14 protein-coding genes and 2 pseudogenes are annotated in these 13,872 nt (G+C 56.0%); 11 read left to right on the forward strand and 5 right to left on the reverse strand.

Annotated elements, in window-relative coordinates; all coding sequences use genetic code 11:
- Window positions 1–462: 462 nt before the first annotated feature.
- Both RGR602_RS21010 and repC read left to right on the forward strand, forming a co-directional pair.
- Window positions 463–1,197, forward strand: a complete 735-nt coding sequence (locus RGR602_RS21010) for an NYN domain-containing protein (RefSeq protein WP_040114088.1) — start codon at window positions 463–465, stop codon at window positions 1,195–1,197.
- Between the two features lie 74 nt (window positions 1,198–1,271).
- Window positions 1,272–1,596, forward strand: a pseudogene (repC, locus tag RGR602_RS35980) (replication initiation protein RepC); the annotation flags it as partial.
- Window positions 1,597–1,920: 324 nt separating this feature from the next.
- Here the strand turns inward: repC and RGR602_RS21015 are convergent.
- Window positions 1,921–2,391: a ProQ/FINO family protein gene (locus RGR602_RS21015; protein ID WP_040114089.1), complete on the reverse strand. Its 471-nt coding sequence runs from the start codon at window positions 2,389–2,391 to the stop codon at window positions 1,921–1,923.
- Window positions 2,392–2,621: 230 nt separating this feature from the next.
- On the reverse strand, window positions 2,622–3,539 hold the full coding sequence (locus tag RGR602_RS21020; protein ID WP_040114090.1) for a recombinase family protein: 918 nt from the start codon (window positions 3,537–3,539) through the stop codon (window positions 2,622–2,624).
- Between the two features lie 499 nt (window positions 3,540–4,038).
- On the opposite strand from RGR602_RS21020, the pseudogene RGR602_RS21025 reads away from it, so the two are divergent.
- Together RGR602_RS21025 and RGR602_RS21030 are read left to right on the forward strand one after the other, a co-directional pair.
- Window positions 4,039–5,058, forward strand: a pseudogene (locus tag RGR602_RS21025) (RHE_PE00001 family protein); the annotation flags it as partial.
- Between the two features lie 208 nt (window positions 5,059–5,266).
- Complete coding sequence (locus RGR602_RS21030; protein WP_040114091.1) at window positions 5,267–6,508, forward strand: hypothetical protein; 1,242 nt, start codon at window positions 5,267–5,269, stop codon at window positions 6,506–6,508.
- A 153-nt stretch (window positions 6,509–6,661) separates the two neighbouring features.
- On the opposite strand, the gene RGR602_RS21035 is transcribed toward RGR602_RS21030, so the two are convergent.
- Genes RGR602_RS21035 through RGR602_RS21040 form a run of 3 tightly spaced genes read right to left on the reverse strand, consistent with a single transcriptional unit; the run spans window position 6,662 to window position 7,859 of the window.
- The gene (locus RGR602_RS21035; RefSeq protein ID WP_040114092.1) at window positions 6,662–7,309 is read right to left on the reverse strand and encodes a hypothetical protein; all 648 of its coding nucleotides are present in this window, start codon (window positions 7,307–7,309) and stop codon (window positions 6,662–6,664) included.
- Window positions 7,306–7,479, reverse strand: coding sequence for a hypothetical protein (locus RGR602_RS37395; protein WP_166677334.1), 174 nt, complete (start codon window positions 7,477–7,479; stop codon window positions 7,306–7,308). Before RGR602_RS37395 ends, RGR602_RS21035 begins: the two co-directional genes overlap by 4 nt.
- Window positions 7,480–7,493: 14 nt before the next feature.
- Entirely contained in the window at window positions 7,494–7,859 is a 366-nt protein-coding gene (locus RGR602_RS21040) for a helix-turn-helix domain-containing protein (protein ID WP_040114093.1), read from the reverse strand.
- A gap of 77 nt (window positions 7,860–7,936) precedes the next feature.
- Between RGR602_RS21040 and RGR602_RS21045 the strand changes: the two genes are divergently transcribed.
- The 7 genes from RGR602_RS21045 (at window position 7,937) to RGR602_RS21070 (ending at window position 13,855) form a co-directional block, all read left to right on the forward strand.
- Window positions 7,937–9,055, forward strand: coding sequence for a multiubiquitin domain-containing protein (locus RGR602_RS21045; protein ID WP_223844054.1), 1,119 nt, complete (start codon window positions 7,937–7,939; stop codon window positions 9,053–9,055).
- Window positions 9,052–10,443, forward strand: coding sequence for a ThiF family adenylyltransferase (locus RGR602_RS21050; protein ID WP_040114094.1), 1,392 nt, complete (start codon window positions 9,052–9,054; stop codon window positions 10,441–10,443). Before RGR602_RS21045 ends, RGR602_RS21050 begins: the two co-directional genes overlap by 4 nt.
- A 158-nt stretch (window positions 10,444–10,601) precedes the next feature.
- The gene (locus tag RGR602_RS39450; protein ID WP_237362010.1) at window positions 10,602–10,781 is read left to right on the forward strand and encodes a DUF6527 family protein; all 180 of its coding nucleotides are present in this window, start codon (window positions 10,602–10,604) and stop codon (window positions 10,779–10,781) included.
- 81 nt (window positions 10,782–10,862) lie between these two features.
- Entirely contained in the window at window positions 10,863–11,423 is a 561-nt protein-coding gene (locus RGR602_RS34955; RefSeq protein ID WP_166677335.1) for an SDH family Clp fold serine proteinase, read from the forward strand.
- A 331-nt stretch (window positions 11,424–11,754) separates the two neighbouring features.
- On the forward strand, window positions 11,755–11,961 hold the full coding sequence (locus RGR602_RS21060; RefSeq protein WP_133938041.1) for a hypothetical protein: 207 nt from the start codon (window positions 11,755–11,757) through the stop codon (window positions 11,959–11,961).
- Window positions 11,962–12,451: 490 nt separating this feature from the next.
- Window positions 12,452–13,507: a hypothetical protein gene (locus RGR602_RS21065; RefSeq protein WP_052451677.1), complete on the forward strand. Its 1,056-nt coding sequence runs from the start codon at window positions 12,452–12,454 to the stop codon at window positions 13,505–13,507.
- A gap of 9 nt (window positions 13,508–13,516) precedes the next feature.
- The gene (locus RGR602_RS21070) at window positions 13,517–13,855 is read left to right on the forward strand and encodes a hypothetical protein (RefSeq protein ID WP_040114096.1); all 339 of its coding nucleotides are present in this window, start codon (window positions 13,517–13,519) and stop codon (window positions 13,853–13,855) included.
- Window positions 13,856–13,872 lie beyond the last annotated feature (17 nt).

The following is a 13,872-nucleotide window of genomic DNA, read 5'->3' on the forward strand; positions in this document are numbered from 1 at the left end:
AAACCCTGACAGCTGTCAGGGTTTCGGAATTCTCCAAGCCATGCCATTCTTGGCAACCAAAAGACGGAAGCTGGGGCCACCTGAGCTAGGTGCCGGCAAACAGATTTCGATTACCGAAAACCGAGCCGAGTCCTCCGCCGGGAGAAAAACCAATCAACGCCTTTTCCTAGCGTGGGTTCGCCAACGCACACTACCGGTCACCACAAAACCGCCTCGCCTGAATGTCACCTGGCAAGCCAGACTATTTTCAAACTAAGTGACGTCGATGCGGTTATATTACTATTGCGTCGCCCGCTCGCAATTCGTCGCTTGCGGACATTATTGATGTTGGTCTCTCCGTCGAAAGCACCGATATGTCCGACCAGCCTTTGCGTCAGGGCCGGGGCTTGACGAAGGTGTTTGGCTGGTTTGAATCGTGTCCTGCTGGTAGATTTCAGCCCGTTTGGAATATGAGGAAACGCAATGCCGTCTGAAACTCGGTCGCCGCGCCTGGCGGTCCTGATTGATGCCGACAACACTTCGGCCAAGATCGCCGACGGGCTGTTCGAAGAGGTCGCCAAGATCGGTGAGGCGAGCGTGCGTCGCATCTATGGCGATTTCTCCGGCACGCGCTCCAAGGGGTGGGCGGACGTTCTGGCAAAGCATGCGATCATACCGCAGCAGCAGTTCGCTTACACAACTGGGAAAAATGCCTCCGATATCACTCTGGTGATCGATGCCATGGATTTGCTGCACAGCGGCCGCTTCGATGGGTTCTGTTTGGTCTCCTCCGACAGCGATTTCACACGGCTGGCCGCTCGTATACGCGAGCAAGGGGTCGACGTTTTCGGTTTCGGCGAGCAGAAGACGCCTGAGAGTTTTCGCCAAGCCTGCCGGCGGTTCGTCTATACCGAAAACCTCGTTCCCGGGACGGTCAAGGATGAGCAGAATACCGCGTCCCCCGACAAGCCACTGCAGCCGGCGACCACCGCCGTGCCGTTGATCAAGAAGGTGCTGTCGCAGGAGGATACCGAGGACGGCTGGGTCAATCTCGGCACCGTCGGCAAGCAGCTTCTGAACCTTGCGCCGGACTTCGATCCCCGCACCTTCGGTTTCCGAAAACTCAGCGACCTTATCCGTAAGACGAACCAGTTCGACGTTCAGCAGGCCGAGGGGCGTCCCGTCAGCATTCGTCTGAAGCAACGAGGAAAAAAATAGGGAAACTGAGACGGATGAGCCAAGGGTAGCGCGTGGAAATTCCCGGCGACGCCCACGAACGGATGAAGGTGCAGCTGAAGGCATTTCCGCTGAGTAGTGTGTTGAGGGCGTGCCCCGTAATCGCGGCATAAGGGCCTGGCGGAGCGGTAGAGAGGTGGCGGGATCTGATGGCGGCGGCCGTCATCGTGCGATCGATGCTTGGCGTTAGCCGATCCGCCTATCAGGAAGCTTGTGAGGCAATGGGGCCACCACGATCGCCCGCATTCTTGAGCGGGCAGGGCGGCTGGTGGATATCTGCGAGATCTAGCTTCGAAGACGAAGCGCGCGAATTTTCCCTCAGGCCCGGTCCTCAAGGCGCTGCTAAGAGCGAACGGAGGCACTGGTCAGAAAATCGGTTGAGGATCGATGAAAACCCTGACAGCTGTCAGACCTGACAGCTGTCAGGGTTTTGGTATCCTCAAAGCCACGCCCCATTCTTGGCAACCTAAAGACGGAAGCGCTGGGCCTCCGAGCTAGGTGCCGGCAAAGCAGATTTCGATGCCGAAACCGAGCCGCGCGCATCCGCCGGGAGAAAAGCCAATCAACGTCTTTTCCTTGCGTGGATTCGCCAACGCACACTACCGGCCCTCACAAAACCGCTCCGCCTTCCGGCTCTTCATCGACAAGATTCTCCACGTGCAGAACGGGGAAATCTGCCTACCAAGCCGATTTGGGTGGCTCTCGTTAGGTCTGTGTATCCCGTCTGAGAAGGGCGGTGCGGATCTGCTCAGTCTTACTTGGGGGAGCTGGGGATGGGGCCGATTCGATACCAGAGGCGCTATTCTCGTCGTTATTTCGTTTCAGGTTGAGAAAGCGTCGCTGCGCAACAAGTCGGTCGGCGATCGAAAGTGGTTCCACGGGTTTTCCGTTGATGTCATGGCGCATCGAGTCTGGTTGGCCACTCGCGAAATAGTACCGTTTCGAATGGACAAATGAGCCAACGGCTCGACGCAATGCCGTGGCCCCGACATCAGGCTTTACCAGCGCGCGGATATCGTTGAAGAGGCCAAGCGCGAAGGGACGGATCTGATCGCCTGGTTTACTGGGAAGAATGTCGATCGGACGGATGAGCAGTACGCTGATCGCCTCTGCCTTTTGAACATCGAACTCTGTTGCAATAATGGGTCCGTGGCTGACGGTCCAGGGTTTGTCCATGAGCTCCTACCTTGCGCTTCTTGTCACTACGGATCGATTGTGAAGGGACGTTGACAGCAGCTCTATCTTCTAGCGATCCCCGGCGATATAGGCGTTTTCGACATAGTTCCAGCGCACTTGAAAAGTTACGGAAATGCCGGAAATAAGCAATTCGCGGCAAGCCCGGCGTGGATTAAGATTTTTACCAAGCGGAGGCACCCGCCCGACTCGGTAGCCTTCTGAACTGGCTCTTATGGGCGAAAGAGACCGAAGCGGCGCGCTTCATCCAACAGTGCCCTGACAGAAGACGGTTGCCATTTCCGGCCACCACGCGGCGGCCGCTCATGCATCTGGTCCAATTGCGCAGCAATTTCGCGCAGCGATAGATCAGGATCGGCGATCGCGATCGCAGCGACCAGCTTCATCAGATTGTCCTCCGGCGGCCGGCGAGGAGAGCGGCCGAGCAATTCTGGCTCGGCGAGTCTCTCGCGCACCATCCGGTGGATTGCCCGACGCAAGCGTTCGACCGTCCAGTCGTGACCTTTGCGATTGAGTATCCGCACGACATTATCCCAACTGTGTTGCGGTCGCAGCTGGCGTACGGTTGGCAGCCATGTCTGCGCCGATGAGATCACTTCGTCCAGATAAGCCCGATTGCGGGCGGCTGAGATAGCGCGGACCGCTTCCGGTCGGCGCTCGCGAAGTCCAGGGTTACCAGCGAGCCGACCGCGTGCCTTAGCTGCCGCCATGCCGGCTTTGGTTCGCTCCGCGATCAGCGCACGCTCGAGCTGGGCTACGGCACCTAGCACTTGGAGAGAAAACATGCCTTGCGGCGTCGCGGTGTCGATTGGATCGCGAAGGGAACGGAAGTGAACGCCTCGTTTCTCGAGGTCTTCGATGACGTCAAGCAAGTGGCTAACGGAACGCGCCAGCCGGTCCAGGCGGACGACGACGAGGGCGTCGCCCGCGACAAGTTCCCGGAGAAGCTTCGTCAGGATCGGCCTGGCCCGTGATGCGCCGGATCCGTGCTCCTGATGGATGCGATGACAACCGGCCGCTCGCAACTCGTCGACCTGGGCATCGTTGAGTTGGTCGTCCGTCGAGACGCGCGCGTATCCAATCAACCTCTGCGGCGGGGGGAGGGGATTGGAGGTTGCAGCTCTCGCCATGGAATCTCGCGGTCTTTTAAAGGCGTTTTGTACAAATAAAGAATGTATCAGTAAACGTTCCTTTGCAAGCGTGTTTTACCAGCTGAATTAGAGGCCGTAGAGCCTGAAATCTTACCTTCGACGACCGCCGGGTCGTCGGAGTTCGAGAAATCGCGCCAGCAGCCTGCTGTGGCCGAAACACGCAAAACCAGATGTTTTGAAGCAGAGCGACCACGCCTTGTCGCCGCATGCGAGCTTCGGCGCTGAGAAATGAGGGGCGGGGCTTCGTGACGGCAGGCAGTCAACTCAAGCAGGGCAGAAAAATCCACCGATCCTGGTAGAAAATTGGCCAAAAAAGCCCGGGTTTTCCGGCGGATCCCCCGATCCTGGAACAATGGCGCTTGTTCAATCCGATACGCATTACTTATCGGAAGCCAGGCGTGGCCTGAAGCAGTCCATCCGGTAACGGATGCTAATTACGCGATAGCATCCGTTTAACAAATTATTTACTGTGTTTTCAATGCGTTGTGATTTAGCCAAGTTGCACATCACAGGGCCTGTTGCGGCCGATTTCGACGCCTCGTCCGCTATCGCTCGCCTGGATGAGCGCATTGCCCGCTCGACAGTCGGCGCCGGCTTCCTCGAGCGCACCCACTTCGCCTCGCAGTGGATCGATGGCGAACTCGTGCATCTCGAAGACCTGGTCCTTCACGACGCTGGCGCCGATGTCCGAGCGCCGACCCACGAACTGACGATTACCCGCGACGTGCTGAAAGCCCCGGCGCATCGCCGCCCTGCGCGGGCAGGCTTGGCCTGTACCATCTTTTGGTGACGACGGCGCTGTGGGAAAGATCGGAGCCGAGCATGGTGACAATGCGGTGCCGGAAGGGGAGGGAGCGGAGGGTTCTGACGTCACCAGCCCATTCGAGGCCGAGCTCGCCGCCATCGATGCGGTGCTGGCCCTGTCGGTCGCCGCCATTGCAAAAGCAAAGACGCCCGGCGCAGCTCGGGCCAAGGATCCGCTGGTCTACGATCTCGACTGGGACGAAGACGAGCGGCTTGACGAATGGCTGGTCGTGCTGAAGGAGACCGAGGGTCTGCCGCCGGTATTGCGGGCCGGGCTGTTGCTTGATGCCTGGAACGATCTGCAGGTCCGGCAACATGCGCCCTGGCTCGGCTGCGGCAAGCGGGCTCGACGACCGCGGCGCATCTGGCCGCCGTCAATCTCGGCTTCAAATCCATCCCCGTCGAGCGCCGGCATCGCGCGCGCGACACCCGCCTGCTGGCGATCGTCAATGGCATCATTGCGGCCGCCGAGCTTGGCCTCCGGGAGCACGACCGGCTGGTGCTCGCAAAACAGATGATGGAGCGGCGCCTGGTCGGCCGACGATCGTCCTCAAATCTGCCTGATCTGTTCGAGCTCGTGATTTCGCGGCCGCTGGTCTCGGCCGGCATGATCGCCCAAACGCTGAAAGTGACTCCGCGGACGGCGCTCAGGATCGTCGAGGAGCTTGGGCTCAGGGAGCTGACCGGTTTCGGGCATGGGGAGTGCGCTGAGGTTCGCTCGTCAAACTTTTGTTCTATGGCAAGGTTCGCGCGCGCTTGGGCGTTTAACCTTCGCCGCAATAAAGAGCCTGAAAAGCGTGCGTAATTGCGAATCGGCGCTTGCCTACGAGATACACATTCGCAATGGTTGTTTTGACAACAGGGGGTCCGATCATGCGCCAATCCATCATTGACAAAGTGTCATGACTGCCGAGATTGCGATCCTCAATCGGACCGCGGTCGCGCTCGCAGCCGACAGCGTCGTGACTCTCAGCGATGGGCGCCGTCATAAAACTTACGATTCTGCAGAGAAGATTTTCGAGTTTTCGCGATTTCAACCCATTGCTTTGATGATCTACAACAATGCGCAATTTATGAATGCGCCGTTTGAAATCATCATAAGAGAATATCGTGAGCAACTGACGTCCAACACTTTTAAGTCATTGGTGCAGGTTTGGCCCGAGTTCGAGAAATATCTCCTGGCGTTCAAGCGGAGCGAAGAGGACGAGTTAGATCACTTTCGAGGGATGGTGCTTGCAGAAGTCAAGGAAATCCGGTCGAAAGTTATGACGCACGTTTTTGCGTCGATCGGTCGCCGGGGGCGATCGGCTAGGGAATCGGTTCCCGACTTCGTTGTAAGGCAGTGCAAGGAGAGAAAGTCCGAAGCTGAAGTCGTACCATTGAAAGATTTTCTCTCTGGCGTAACTCTGGAACAGTTCAACGATATTTACCGGGCCACCGTTGTCGACGTCGCAAATGGAATTAAGCTCGAGATGTCCCCGGATATCGAAGACGCTTTGTGCGATATGATGTTCGCGGTTATCAAATCTGAGCAGAAATCAGGTGCTTTCACCGGGCTCGTTTTTACTGGGTTCGGATCGGATGAGATATTTCCAACTCTTTGCTCGGTCGAGATTGATGGCGTGTACTTCAATCAGTTCCGAATTTTATCGACCAACCTGATCGATATCGATCGGCGCGGCGAGACCGCAGCAATCGTGCCTTTCGCCCAACAAGATATGCCCGAGCGCTTCATGCTGGGGATCGATGGTGAGTTCGAAGGCGCGATGGAAAAAATCTGCCTGGATATGGTCGGCCAACTCGTTGACCAAAACAAGCGCGCATTCCGCAACGGCAAGGCCGAACTTGTTAAAGCGGCAGCTGCAGAAGAGTTCAAGATTGGCCTCCAACGCCTCAAAAAGAAGAACTCCGACGATCTTTTATCTGTGGTCAATCATCTCTCCAAGAAGGAACTCGGGGAAGTGGCGTACTCTCTCGTGGAACTCACCTCGCGCAAGCGTCGTTATTCGAATGACTTGGAAACCGTTGGCGGACCGATAGATGTCGCCATTTTGACGAAGAACGAAGGTTTCATTTGGGTGCGCCGTAAACACTATTTCGACATAGCCCTCAATCCACGATATGATGCAAAGCGCAAAAGATGAGGAATTGACAGATGGACAATCACCGAATCCGACGCTCAGTTAATCAGCCGCAGACGGAAGACGACGACCTGCGGTCCTACATTGAAGGCGACTCGACTGATGAGATCGTGCGCCAGGTGAACGACGCCTTTGCGCTGCGTTTGTCAGAGATCCTTAAGAAGGGCCGATCGGCTCCTCGGCACTCTGGAGATTCCGAGGACGGAAAACGCCTATGATTCGCGTCTCGGATCGCACGGCAATCTGCGTGTGGGTTTTTTGATAAAACCCGCCGCCTGGGTAGACGTTTTCGCCTTCTACGAATAACCCGCGCACCGTATCAAATGGCTGAATCAGAGGGGACGTGCCGCTATCTCTTGCTTTGCGAACCTCGTCTTCGATATTCTCGTGCAAATGCCGGATCACCGCGCAATCGAGATAGCGAAGTAGCTTGTCCCCCTCCTTTGAGCCTTTGACGTCTTTGTTAACGGGCAGAGCGAGACCCGCCTTTACCCGGGCCGTCTCAAAGCTCCGATAGGCATCCGAAAGCAGATCGAGATTTTCCCGGACCGTAAGGTCTAGGCAGTTACCTAGGTCAATGACCGCGCCGACGACTGCAGCTTTCTTGTATGATCCACGGTTCTGCTTTTCGATCGCCCATTCCAGCGCTCGACCAGGGTCGCCTTCCCAAAAATAGGCTCCAGATCCAAGCCAATCGAAATCTTCGCTACTTTGACGAAACGGTTTTCCATTGAGGAGATCGACTGCAGTATCCTCGTCACATCCATGAAAACCCAAAATAAAGCTGGTATGGAATGATGTCACTTCGGTCTACGCTTGTCCGGTTGCCCGCCATATTGCGGTTTCAGATCGCCATCGCCATCATATAGGCCTTCCTCAATCAGCCACTGCCGCGCCATTTCCGGTGTCTGCGTCTTCTCTTCCACCCGCCGTTGAAGCATGGCGCGAATTGCTTTTCTTTCCGCTTCATTCATCTGAACGCTCCTAATTATTTCCGGTCGGAATTCTTTCGCAACCGCGTATAGGCGGCGGTGATCATATCAATCATTGCGTCCCGACCATCATCCGGTAGGCTTGGATCAGCCTGTAAAACGGCTGTGATTTGGGTCAATGGTTCAGCCGCATAATTCATCTCGGACGGGTCCCTGACGAAAGCATCGGCGCTAAGGCCAGCCCATCGAACAAGTGCCGTGAGGCTATCAACGTCGGGACGCTTGCCTTGTGCCATCCTTGTTAGCGTCGACGCGCTGACGCCGGACTCTTCGGCCACCTGCTTCCAGTTCAATTTTCTCGATGCACGGGCACTGTCAAGAGCCTGGTAAAACGCGCTCCCTCGAAATTCCGACTTCGACATTTAATTTCACTCTTGCAATTGTGTTTCGTTGCCCTCATATTGCACCTCGATTGCAAGAATGCAATTGAAATCTACATATGAAACAGGAGGCCTTTATGAGCACCGAGATAACATCTGAGAAATCAAAAGGCCTCTTCATCGAGGTCGCGGGGACTGATCTTCAGTTCCGTCCTGTAAGCGTCGCCGATCGCTCGCCCACAGGCCGGCAGATCCTCGGTTATTGCGATGTCTCTCCTCGCGAGGACTATGTCGTTTTGCAATGGCTGCCGGAAGGCGATATCGAGGAGCTGCGCTCGGACGAGACCGTCAACCTTGAGCGTCAGACGGCGGCAAAGTTCATCGTTGCAAAGGCTGATCGCCTGTTCCGACTGTATCTTAACGATCGTTCGCTGAGCTGGACGGAGCGAAGCATCTCCGAGGTTGCGCTGCGAATCCTCGGGAAAATCCCGGCTACTGAGCTACTCTATGTACGTCGCGAAAGCGGCCAAGATCATCCAATCGCCGTCGGGGGTAGCCTGTCGCTGGCAGATATGGGTGTCGAGAATGTCTATTCTCGGCTGGCGCAATGGGAATTAAACGTCCAAGGAGTGACCGTGAAATTCGACATGCCGGATGTGCTCGTCCGCGAGGCACTGGTCAAAGCCGGCTTCAATCCGGATCAGGGCTGGATTATTGTTTTGAAGAGCCGCGACAGCAAACGTCAGGTCACCATCGAGGACACGATCGATTTGCGCTCACCTGGAATTGAAAAGCTGCGTCTTACGCCGCGCGAGATCAACAATGGCGAACTGCCGGCATCGCGCCGGCAGTTTCGCTTGCTTCCTCAGGACGAGGAGGGGCTGACGGTTCGCGGGCTGCGCTGGGAGACGATTGTATCTTCGGGTCGGCGCTGGCTGCTCTTGCAGGATGTGGGCCTGCCGGTAGGCTATCTCGTGGAAAACACCTGCATCGCGATTGAGGTACCTAATGGCTACCCCACCGCCGAACTCGACATGTTCTACTGTTATCCCCAGCTCGCTCGTCGCGATGGCATAGTCATTCCGCAGACCCAGGTCACAGAGATGATCGAGGGACGGGGCTTTCAACGCTGGTCGCGCCATCGCGGTAGCATTGCGCCTTGGCGGGCAGGTCTTGATAATGTGATCACCCATCTTGCTCTGGTCGAGGCTGCGCTGCTGCGTGAGGTGGAAGCATGACGACCCATCAGCACGTGAAGCTGACGATGAGTGGGAAGCAGCATCGCCGGCTCCATTCGCATCTCTTTCCCGGAGACGGCCTGGAGGCGGCCGCCGTCCTTCTATGTCGAGATGCAGGTCTAAGCGACCGCAAGCTGATGGTGATCGGTTTGACATTGGTGCCCTACGATCAATGCACTAGATCGCCTTATCTGCTTGTCTGGCCAGGCCAGTTCATCGCCGATGCCATCGACGTCGCCGAAGACGACCGTATCTCGATCATCCTCTTGCATTCACACCCTGGCGGCTTCAGGGAGTTTTCCGACCTCGACAACGAAAGTGACGCAGAGGTCATCGGCTCGATTTTCGCAGGCTGGAGTGGTGACGCTGCACCGGGGGGGCATGGCTCCGCGATCATGATGCCTGATGGTGAAGTGATTGCTCGTGTCTATGACGAACAACTGAACTGCCGCCCTGTCGACATGATCACCGTCATCGGCGACGATATCAGGATCTGGCGCAGCGGTTGCGACAGCAGCGAGCCGACTATGGCGTTCGGCGCCGGCATGACCCGCGAACTCGGCAAACTGCATGCCTGCATTGTTGGTGTGTCCGGTACGGGGTCGATCGTTGCCGAGCAGCTGGCCAGGATGGGCTTTGGCAAGATAACGCTCATTGATCATGACCGTATAGAGGCAAAGAACCTAAACCGGATTCTGAATTCCACCTTGTCGGACGCTGACTCCAGGGCTTGCAAGGTTGAGATGTTCGCTGTCGCCATGGCTCGCTACCGCGTTAATCTGGATGTCGTGACGATCGCCGAGACGGTTGCGTCGAGACAAGCCGTGCTAGCGGCCGCCACCGCCGATATCATCTTCAGCTGCGTCGATTCATCGGAGGGCCGACACATTGTCGACCGGATCGCGCAGGCGTTCATGATCCCACTGATCGACATGGGTGTCTCGATACCGACCCGCACGCGCTCAAATGGCGCGCCGGCGATTGCCGAGGTTATCGGCCGGATCGACTATATCCAGCCGGGCGGCTCGACATTAGGCGATCGGGGCGTCTACACGGCGGCATCGTTGCGCGCCGAATATCTCGCCCGGGTGGCACCTGAGACTTATGCATCCGAGCTAGATGCCGGTTACATCAAGGGTGCGGTCGAGGAAGCGCCCTCTGTCATCGCCCTCAATATGCGCGCAGCCAGCGCCGCCGTTCTCGAATTCGTCGCTCGTGTCTTTCCGTTTCGCCATGACGGCAATGCGACTATGGCCCGGAGTATATTTGCGTTGGCGGATGGTGATGAGGATCATTTTAGCGAGTCCGATTTCTCCAGGAGTGAAATTTTAGGCGTCGCTATGGGTGCTCAAGAGCCTTTGCTTGGCCTGCCGGATCTCGGAGTTTAAGAATGGCTTTCTTTCGCAAGTTTATCTTTTGGGTACGTGGCCTTTTCTCCGAAAGGCCGCGACGCGTCGAATATGTCGAATCCGACGAGCTTCCCGGGGAACTTGTCTCCCGAAACCTTTACGTTGCGCGTGAGGATGGAGAGTTGTGGAGCGCGGGCATGGTATGCCCATGTGGGTGTGGACGCAGACTCGAGGTTATGTTGCTCAAAGACGTCAAACCGCGGTGGGACCTCTCAGTCGACAAGTCCGGCCTCCCTTCTCTACATCCATCTGTATGGGTTGCCGAGGGCTGTCGCTCGCATTTTTGGTTGCGTAATGGAAAAATACATTGGTGCTGAGCATTTTATAACCGCAACAACTATAGCATGAGCGTATAATTCATCTTATGATTGTCGAATCAATGCCATTCGGGGGCGATGGTGGAAGTCGACGAACTTACGCATACAACAAAATACGTTGAGTCTGAGCTGACCAGACGTCTTAAATCCATCGAAGACGAATTAGATTGTGATATAATTACGTGCATTCATCCGATCAGCCAGCCCATGGACGATCTGATCCGCGATTACATCGAAGACATACAGGAGAAGCGCAAGAAGCTCCTAGTTATCATCGAGACCAATGGGGGATCGATTGAGACAGCTGAGCGGATAGCTGACGTATTCCGCTATCACTACCCTGGTGAAGTGAACTTTCTAGTCCCGAACTTCGCGATGTCGGCCGGCACGGTCTTGGTTATGTCGGGCGACAACATCTACATGGACTATTATTCGATTTTGGGGCCAATCGATCCGCAGGTGCGCAATCGTGATGGCCAGTTTGTGCCAGCCTTGGGCTATCTGGAAAAGTATGACGAATTGATGAAGCGGTCCAGCAAGGGAACTTATCGTCCGCAGAACTCGCGTTTCTCATTCAGAAATTCGACCCTGCTCAGATCCATCGCTTCGAACAGGCTCGTGACCACTCGGTCGACCTTCTGAAAAAGTGGCTTGTGCAATACAAATTCAAAAATTGGGCCGTTACTGAAACCGGCCGGAAGCAAGTCACCGGTAAAATGCGTGAGATGCGTGCATCGGAGATTGCCAAAAAGCTGAATGATACGAAACGGTGGCGGTCGCATGGACGCGGGCTGTCAATGGATGTCCTAAAAGGTGATCTAAATCTCCTAGTCGAGAATTTTGGTGCGAATACGGAGTTGAATAGGAAGGTACGTTCGTACTATCGACTGCTGCAGGATCACATGACCGGAATAGGGGTCACGGTTGCGCTGCAGACACGCGAACGCTTCGTGGCAATGTGAAGGACGAGAAGATGGACCAGTTCGAAGCTCACATGAAAGCAAACCCAAAGGCTGAACGCGATGCTGATACGATCCGCGAAGCCTTTGAGTTAGTCGAGCAGTTGCGCAATGCTGGTTTCGGGTCTGGCGGATACGACCTCGCCCCGTCCTTCGGAGGAAAGACCTCTTCGGGACAGAGACTAGGCACTTCGGAGTTGAGGACGACTTACTCTCGCTGATTAGTTACATTTGGTTGCGTATGATTGGGCTGGCTGATGGTGGTGGCACGGCCGTGGGCTTTAATCGGCCGAACCGCGACCCGATGCGGGTGAGCACTATTTGCAATTACCAGCCTTGTTCAGGAAGGTCTCCTTGACCGTTGCCAGCGTGTCGGCGGACCGCAGTCTCGCTGGTCTCGCGGTCAGCGCAGAGATCTGGGTGACGAGCTAAAACGCACCCGCTCAAATTTGCCATTGAAGCTCACGAAGTCATCCTGAACGAAAGCAGCGGAAAGCAAGACCAGTTGCTCGCGTGTCTAAATCGCTTGACTAAAACTCTCGCGCGTATTTGTATAGCGGGCGAGGGATTTGAGGATCTTACTAGGAAATACTCCATGGCTTAGTAATGGCCGGCGCTTAAGCCGAAGCCATAACGATTCTGTAAGTAGCTTCTGGCTGATCGACTCTTTTTGCCCGGCTCGTAATATCACAGATTTGCGACGAGGGTGCCATGGCTGCGAAAGCAGAGCGTTTTCTTAAGTCCGTCGTGCGTGTGGTCGTAGGGATCCTCGGCCCGACTTTCTTTCTTCAAAGCTGTGTGAATATCCACCCGCTTCCGGACGATGTGGTCCATCTGTCGACCTACAACATCGTACGTCAGGTGAGATGCGAGACACGCAAGGCGGTCATCGACTCCGTTTTGGGTTTCTTGACCGATGACGCCAATCACGACGCCAAAAAAGTGGACGATCGCGCGAGGGCCGTGGGACAACGGTTCCGACAGGCCTTCAAGGCGGCTCCATATGATTTCGAAGGCCCGGTTTCGATGCTGCGGTTCAATCCAGACCTGCTGTCCGGAAATGCGAAACTCATCGTCTCTCTCCTCTGGAACACTGGCGTCGCCTACAATTTCGATCTGACGATGATGGAAAAGAACGATTTCGACCCGGAGGTCAATTTTCTTGGGTCTTGGACCCGTTCGACGCTTTCAGTCGGGCTCAAGGGGACTTTCGATCGACAACGCCAGAACGAGCGTCAATTCACCATCACCGACAATTTCGGCGATCTCGTCGGCAAGCTGCACCCGGCTTATTGCAGAAACCAGATCGTCGAAGCCAACATCACGTACCCGATCGCCGGCAAGGTCGGCATGGAGCGTGTGGTCCAGGATTTTCTGGTCCTGACTCTTTTCGGCAATCTTTCGGGTGATGCGAGCAAGGACATCACGTCCTCGAAGGGTCCGCCTTCTATGGTCGAGCAATTGCAATTCACGACCACCGTCGGTGGATCTACGACACCCAAAGTCACGTTCGTACCGGTAGGCTCAGGGGTCCATATAGCTGACGCTTCGCTGGGACTTTCCGCATCACGCACCGATACGCATAAATTGACGACGGGCCTTTATCTCCTCGCGGCCGGCGAAAAGCTTCTCGTGGAAGCCAAGCCCGGGATCTTCCTGGGTTTGATCACCGCTACGGGATCGGCTGCGGAACGGGGTGCAGCCCGGGCGGTCGATCAATTCCTGGAACAGAAGCTCAATCAGACCAACATCACCATCCAGTACTAGGAGGCAAGGATGTCGAAACAGGTCACATCGGTGAAGCGGAAATCTCGCAAAGGGCAAACGGCATCCGCCGCGGTTGAAGCGCCGGGCTCGCAAGCAATCATTGGCTTGCATGGTCTCGGGAGGATTCTTGAAGCGGTGAGACGAGCCGACAGGCAGAAGGAATTCGAAGAGATGCTTCGCCCTTCCGACCTCCTTGTCCACCTCGACGTCCAGACAGCGAGAAAGATCCAGGCTTTTGTCTCGGAAAAGGTGAGGGCTGGGGATGATGTTCTCCCGATGAGCAACAACGACAATTGCGACCCGCGCACTGACCCGTGGTGCATCAACTTCCTGGTCGCGCCTCACTAGGGTCAGGACGCATCGGT

The organism is Rhizobium gallicum bv. gallicum R602sp (genome assembly GCF_000816845.1).
Taxonomy (GTDB): Bacteria; Pseudomonadota; Alphaproteobacteria; order Rhizobiales; family Rhizobiaceae; genus Rhizobium; species Rhizobium gallicum.

Bases quoted from the DNA above. Each gene is read 5' to 3' on its own strand.
- RGR602_RS21010 (WP_040114088.1), top strand. From the start codon at position 463: ATGCCGTCTGAAACTCGGTCGCCGCGCCTGGCGGTCCTGATTGATGCC.
- RGR602_RS21015 (WP_040114089.1), bottom strand. From the start codon at position 2,391: ATGGACAAACCCTGGACCGTCAGCCACGGACCCATTATTGCAACAGAG.
- RGR602_RS21020 (WP_040114090.1), bottom strand. From the start codon at position 3,539: ATGGCGAGAGCTGCAACCTCCAATCCCCTCCCCCCGCCGCAGAGGTTG.
- RGR602_RS21030 (WP_040114091.1), top strand. From the start codon at position 5,267: ATGACTGCCGAGATTGCGATCCTCAATCGGACCGCGGTCGCGCTCGCA.
- RGR602_RS37395 (WP_166677334.1), bottom strand. From the start codon at position 7,479: ATGAATGAAGCGGAAAGAAAAGCAATTCGCGCCATGCTTCAACGGCGG.
- RGR602_RS21040 (WP_040114093.1), bottom strand. From the start codon at position 7,859: ATGTCGAAGTCGGAATTTCGAGGGAGCGCGTTTTACCAGGCTCTTGAC.
- RGR602_RS21045 (WP_223844054.1), top strand. From the start codon at position 7,937: ATGAAACAGGAGGCCTTTATGAGCACCGAGATAACATCTGAGAAATCA.
- RGR602_RS21050 (WP_040114094.1), top strand. From the start codon at position 9,052: ATGACGACCCATCAGCACGTGAAGCTGACGATGAGTGGGAAGCAGCAT.
- RGR602_RS39450 (WP_237362010.1), top strand. From the start codon at position 10,602: ATGGTATGCCCATGTGGGTGTGGACGCAGACTCGAGGTTATGTTGCTC.
- RGR602_RS21060 (WP_133938041.1), top strand. From the start codon at position 11,755: ATGGACCAGTTCGAAGCTCACATGAAAGCAAACCCAAAGGCTGAACGC.
- RGR602_RS21065 (WP_052451677.1), top strand. From the start codon at position 12,452: ATGGCTGCGAAAGCAGAGCGTTTTCTTAAGTCCGTCGTGCGTGTGGTC.
- RGR602_RS21070 (WP_040114096.1), top strand. From the start codon at position 13,517: ATGTCGAAACAGGTCACATCGGTGAAGCGGAAATCTCGCAAAGGGCAA.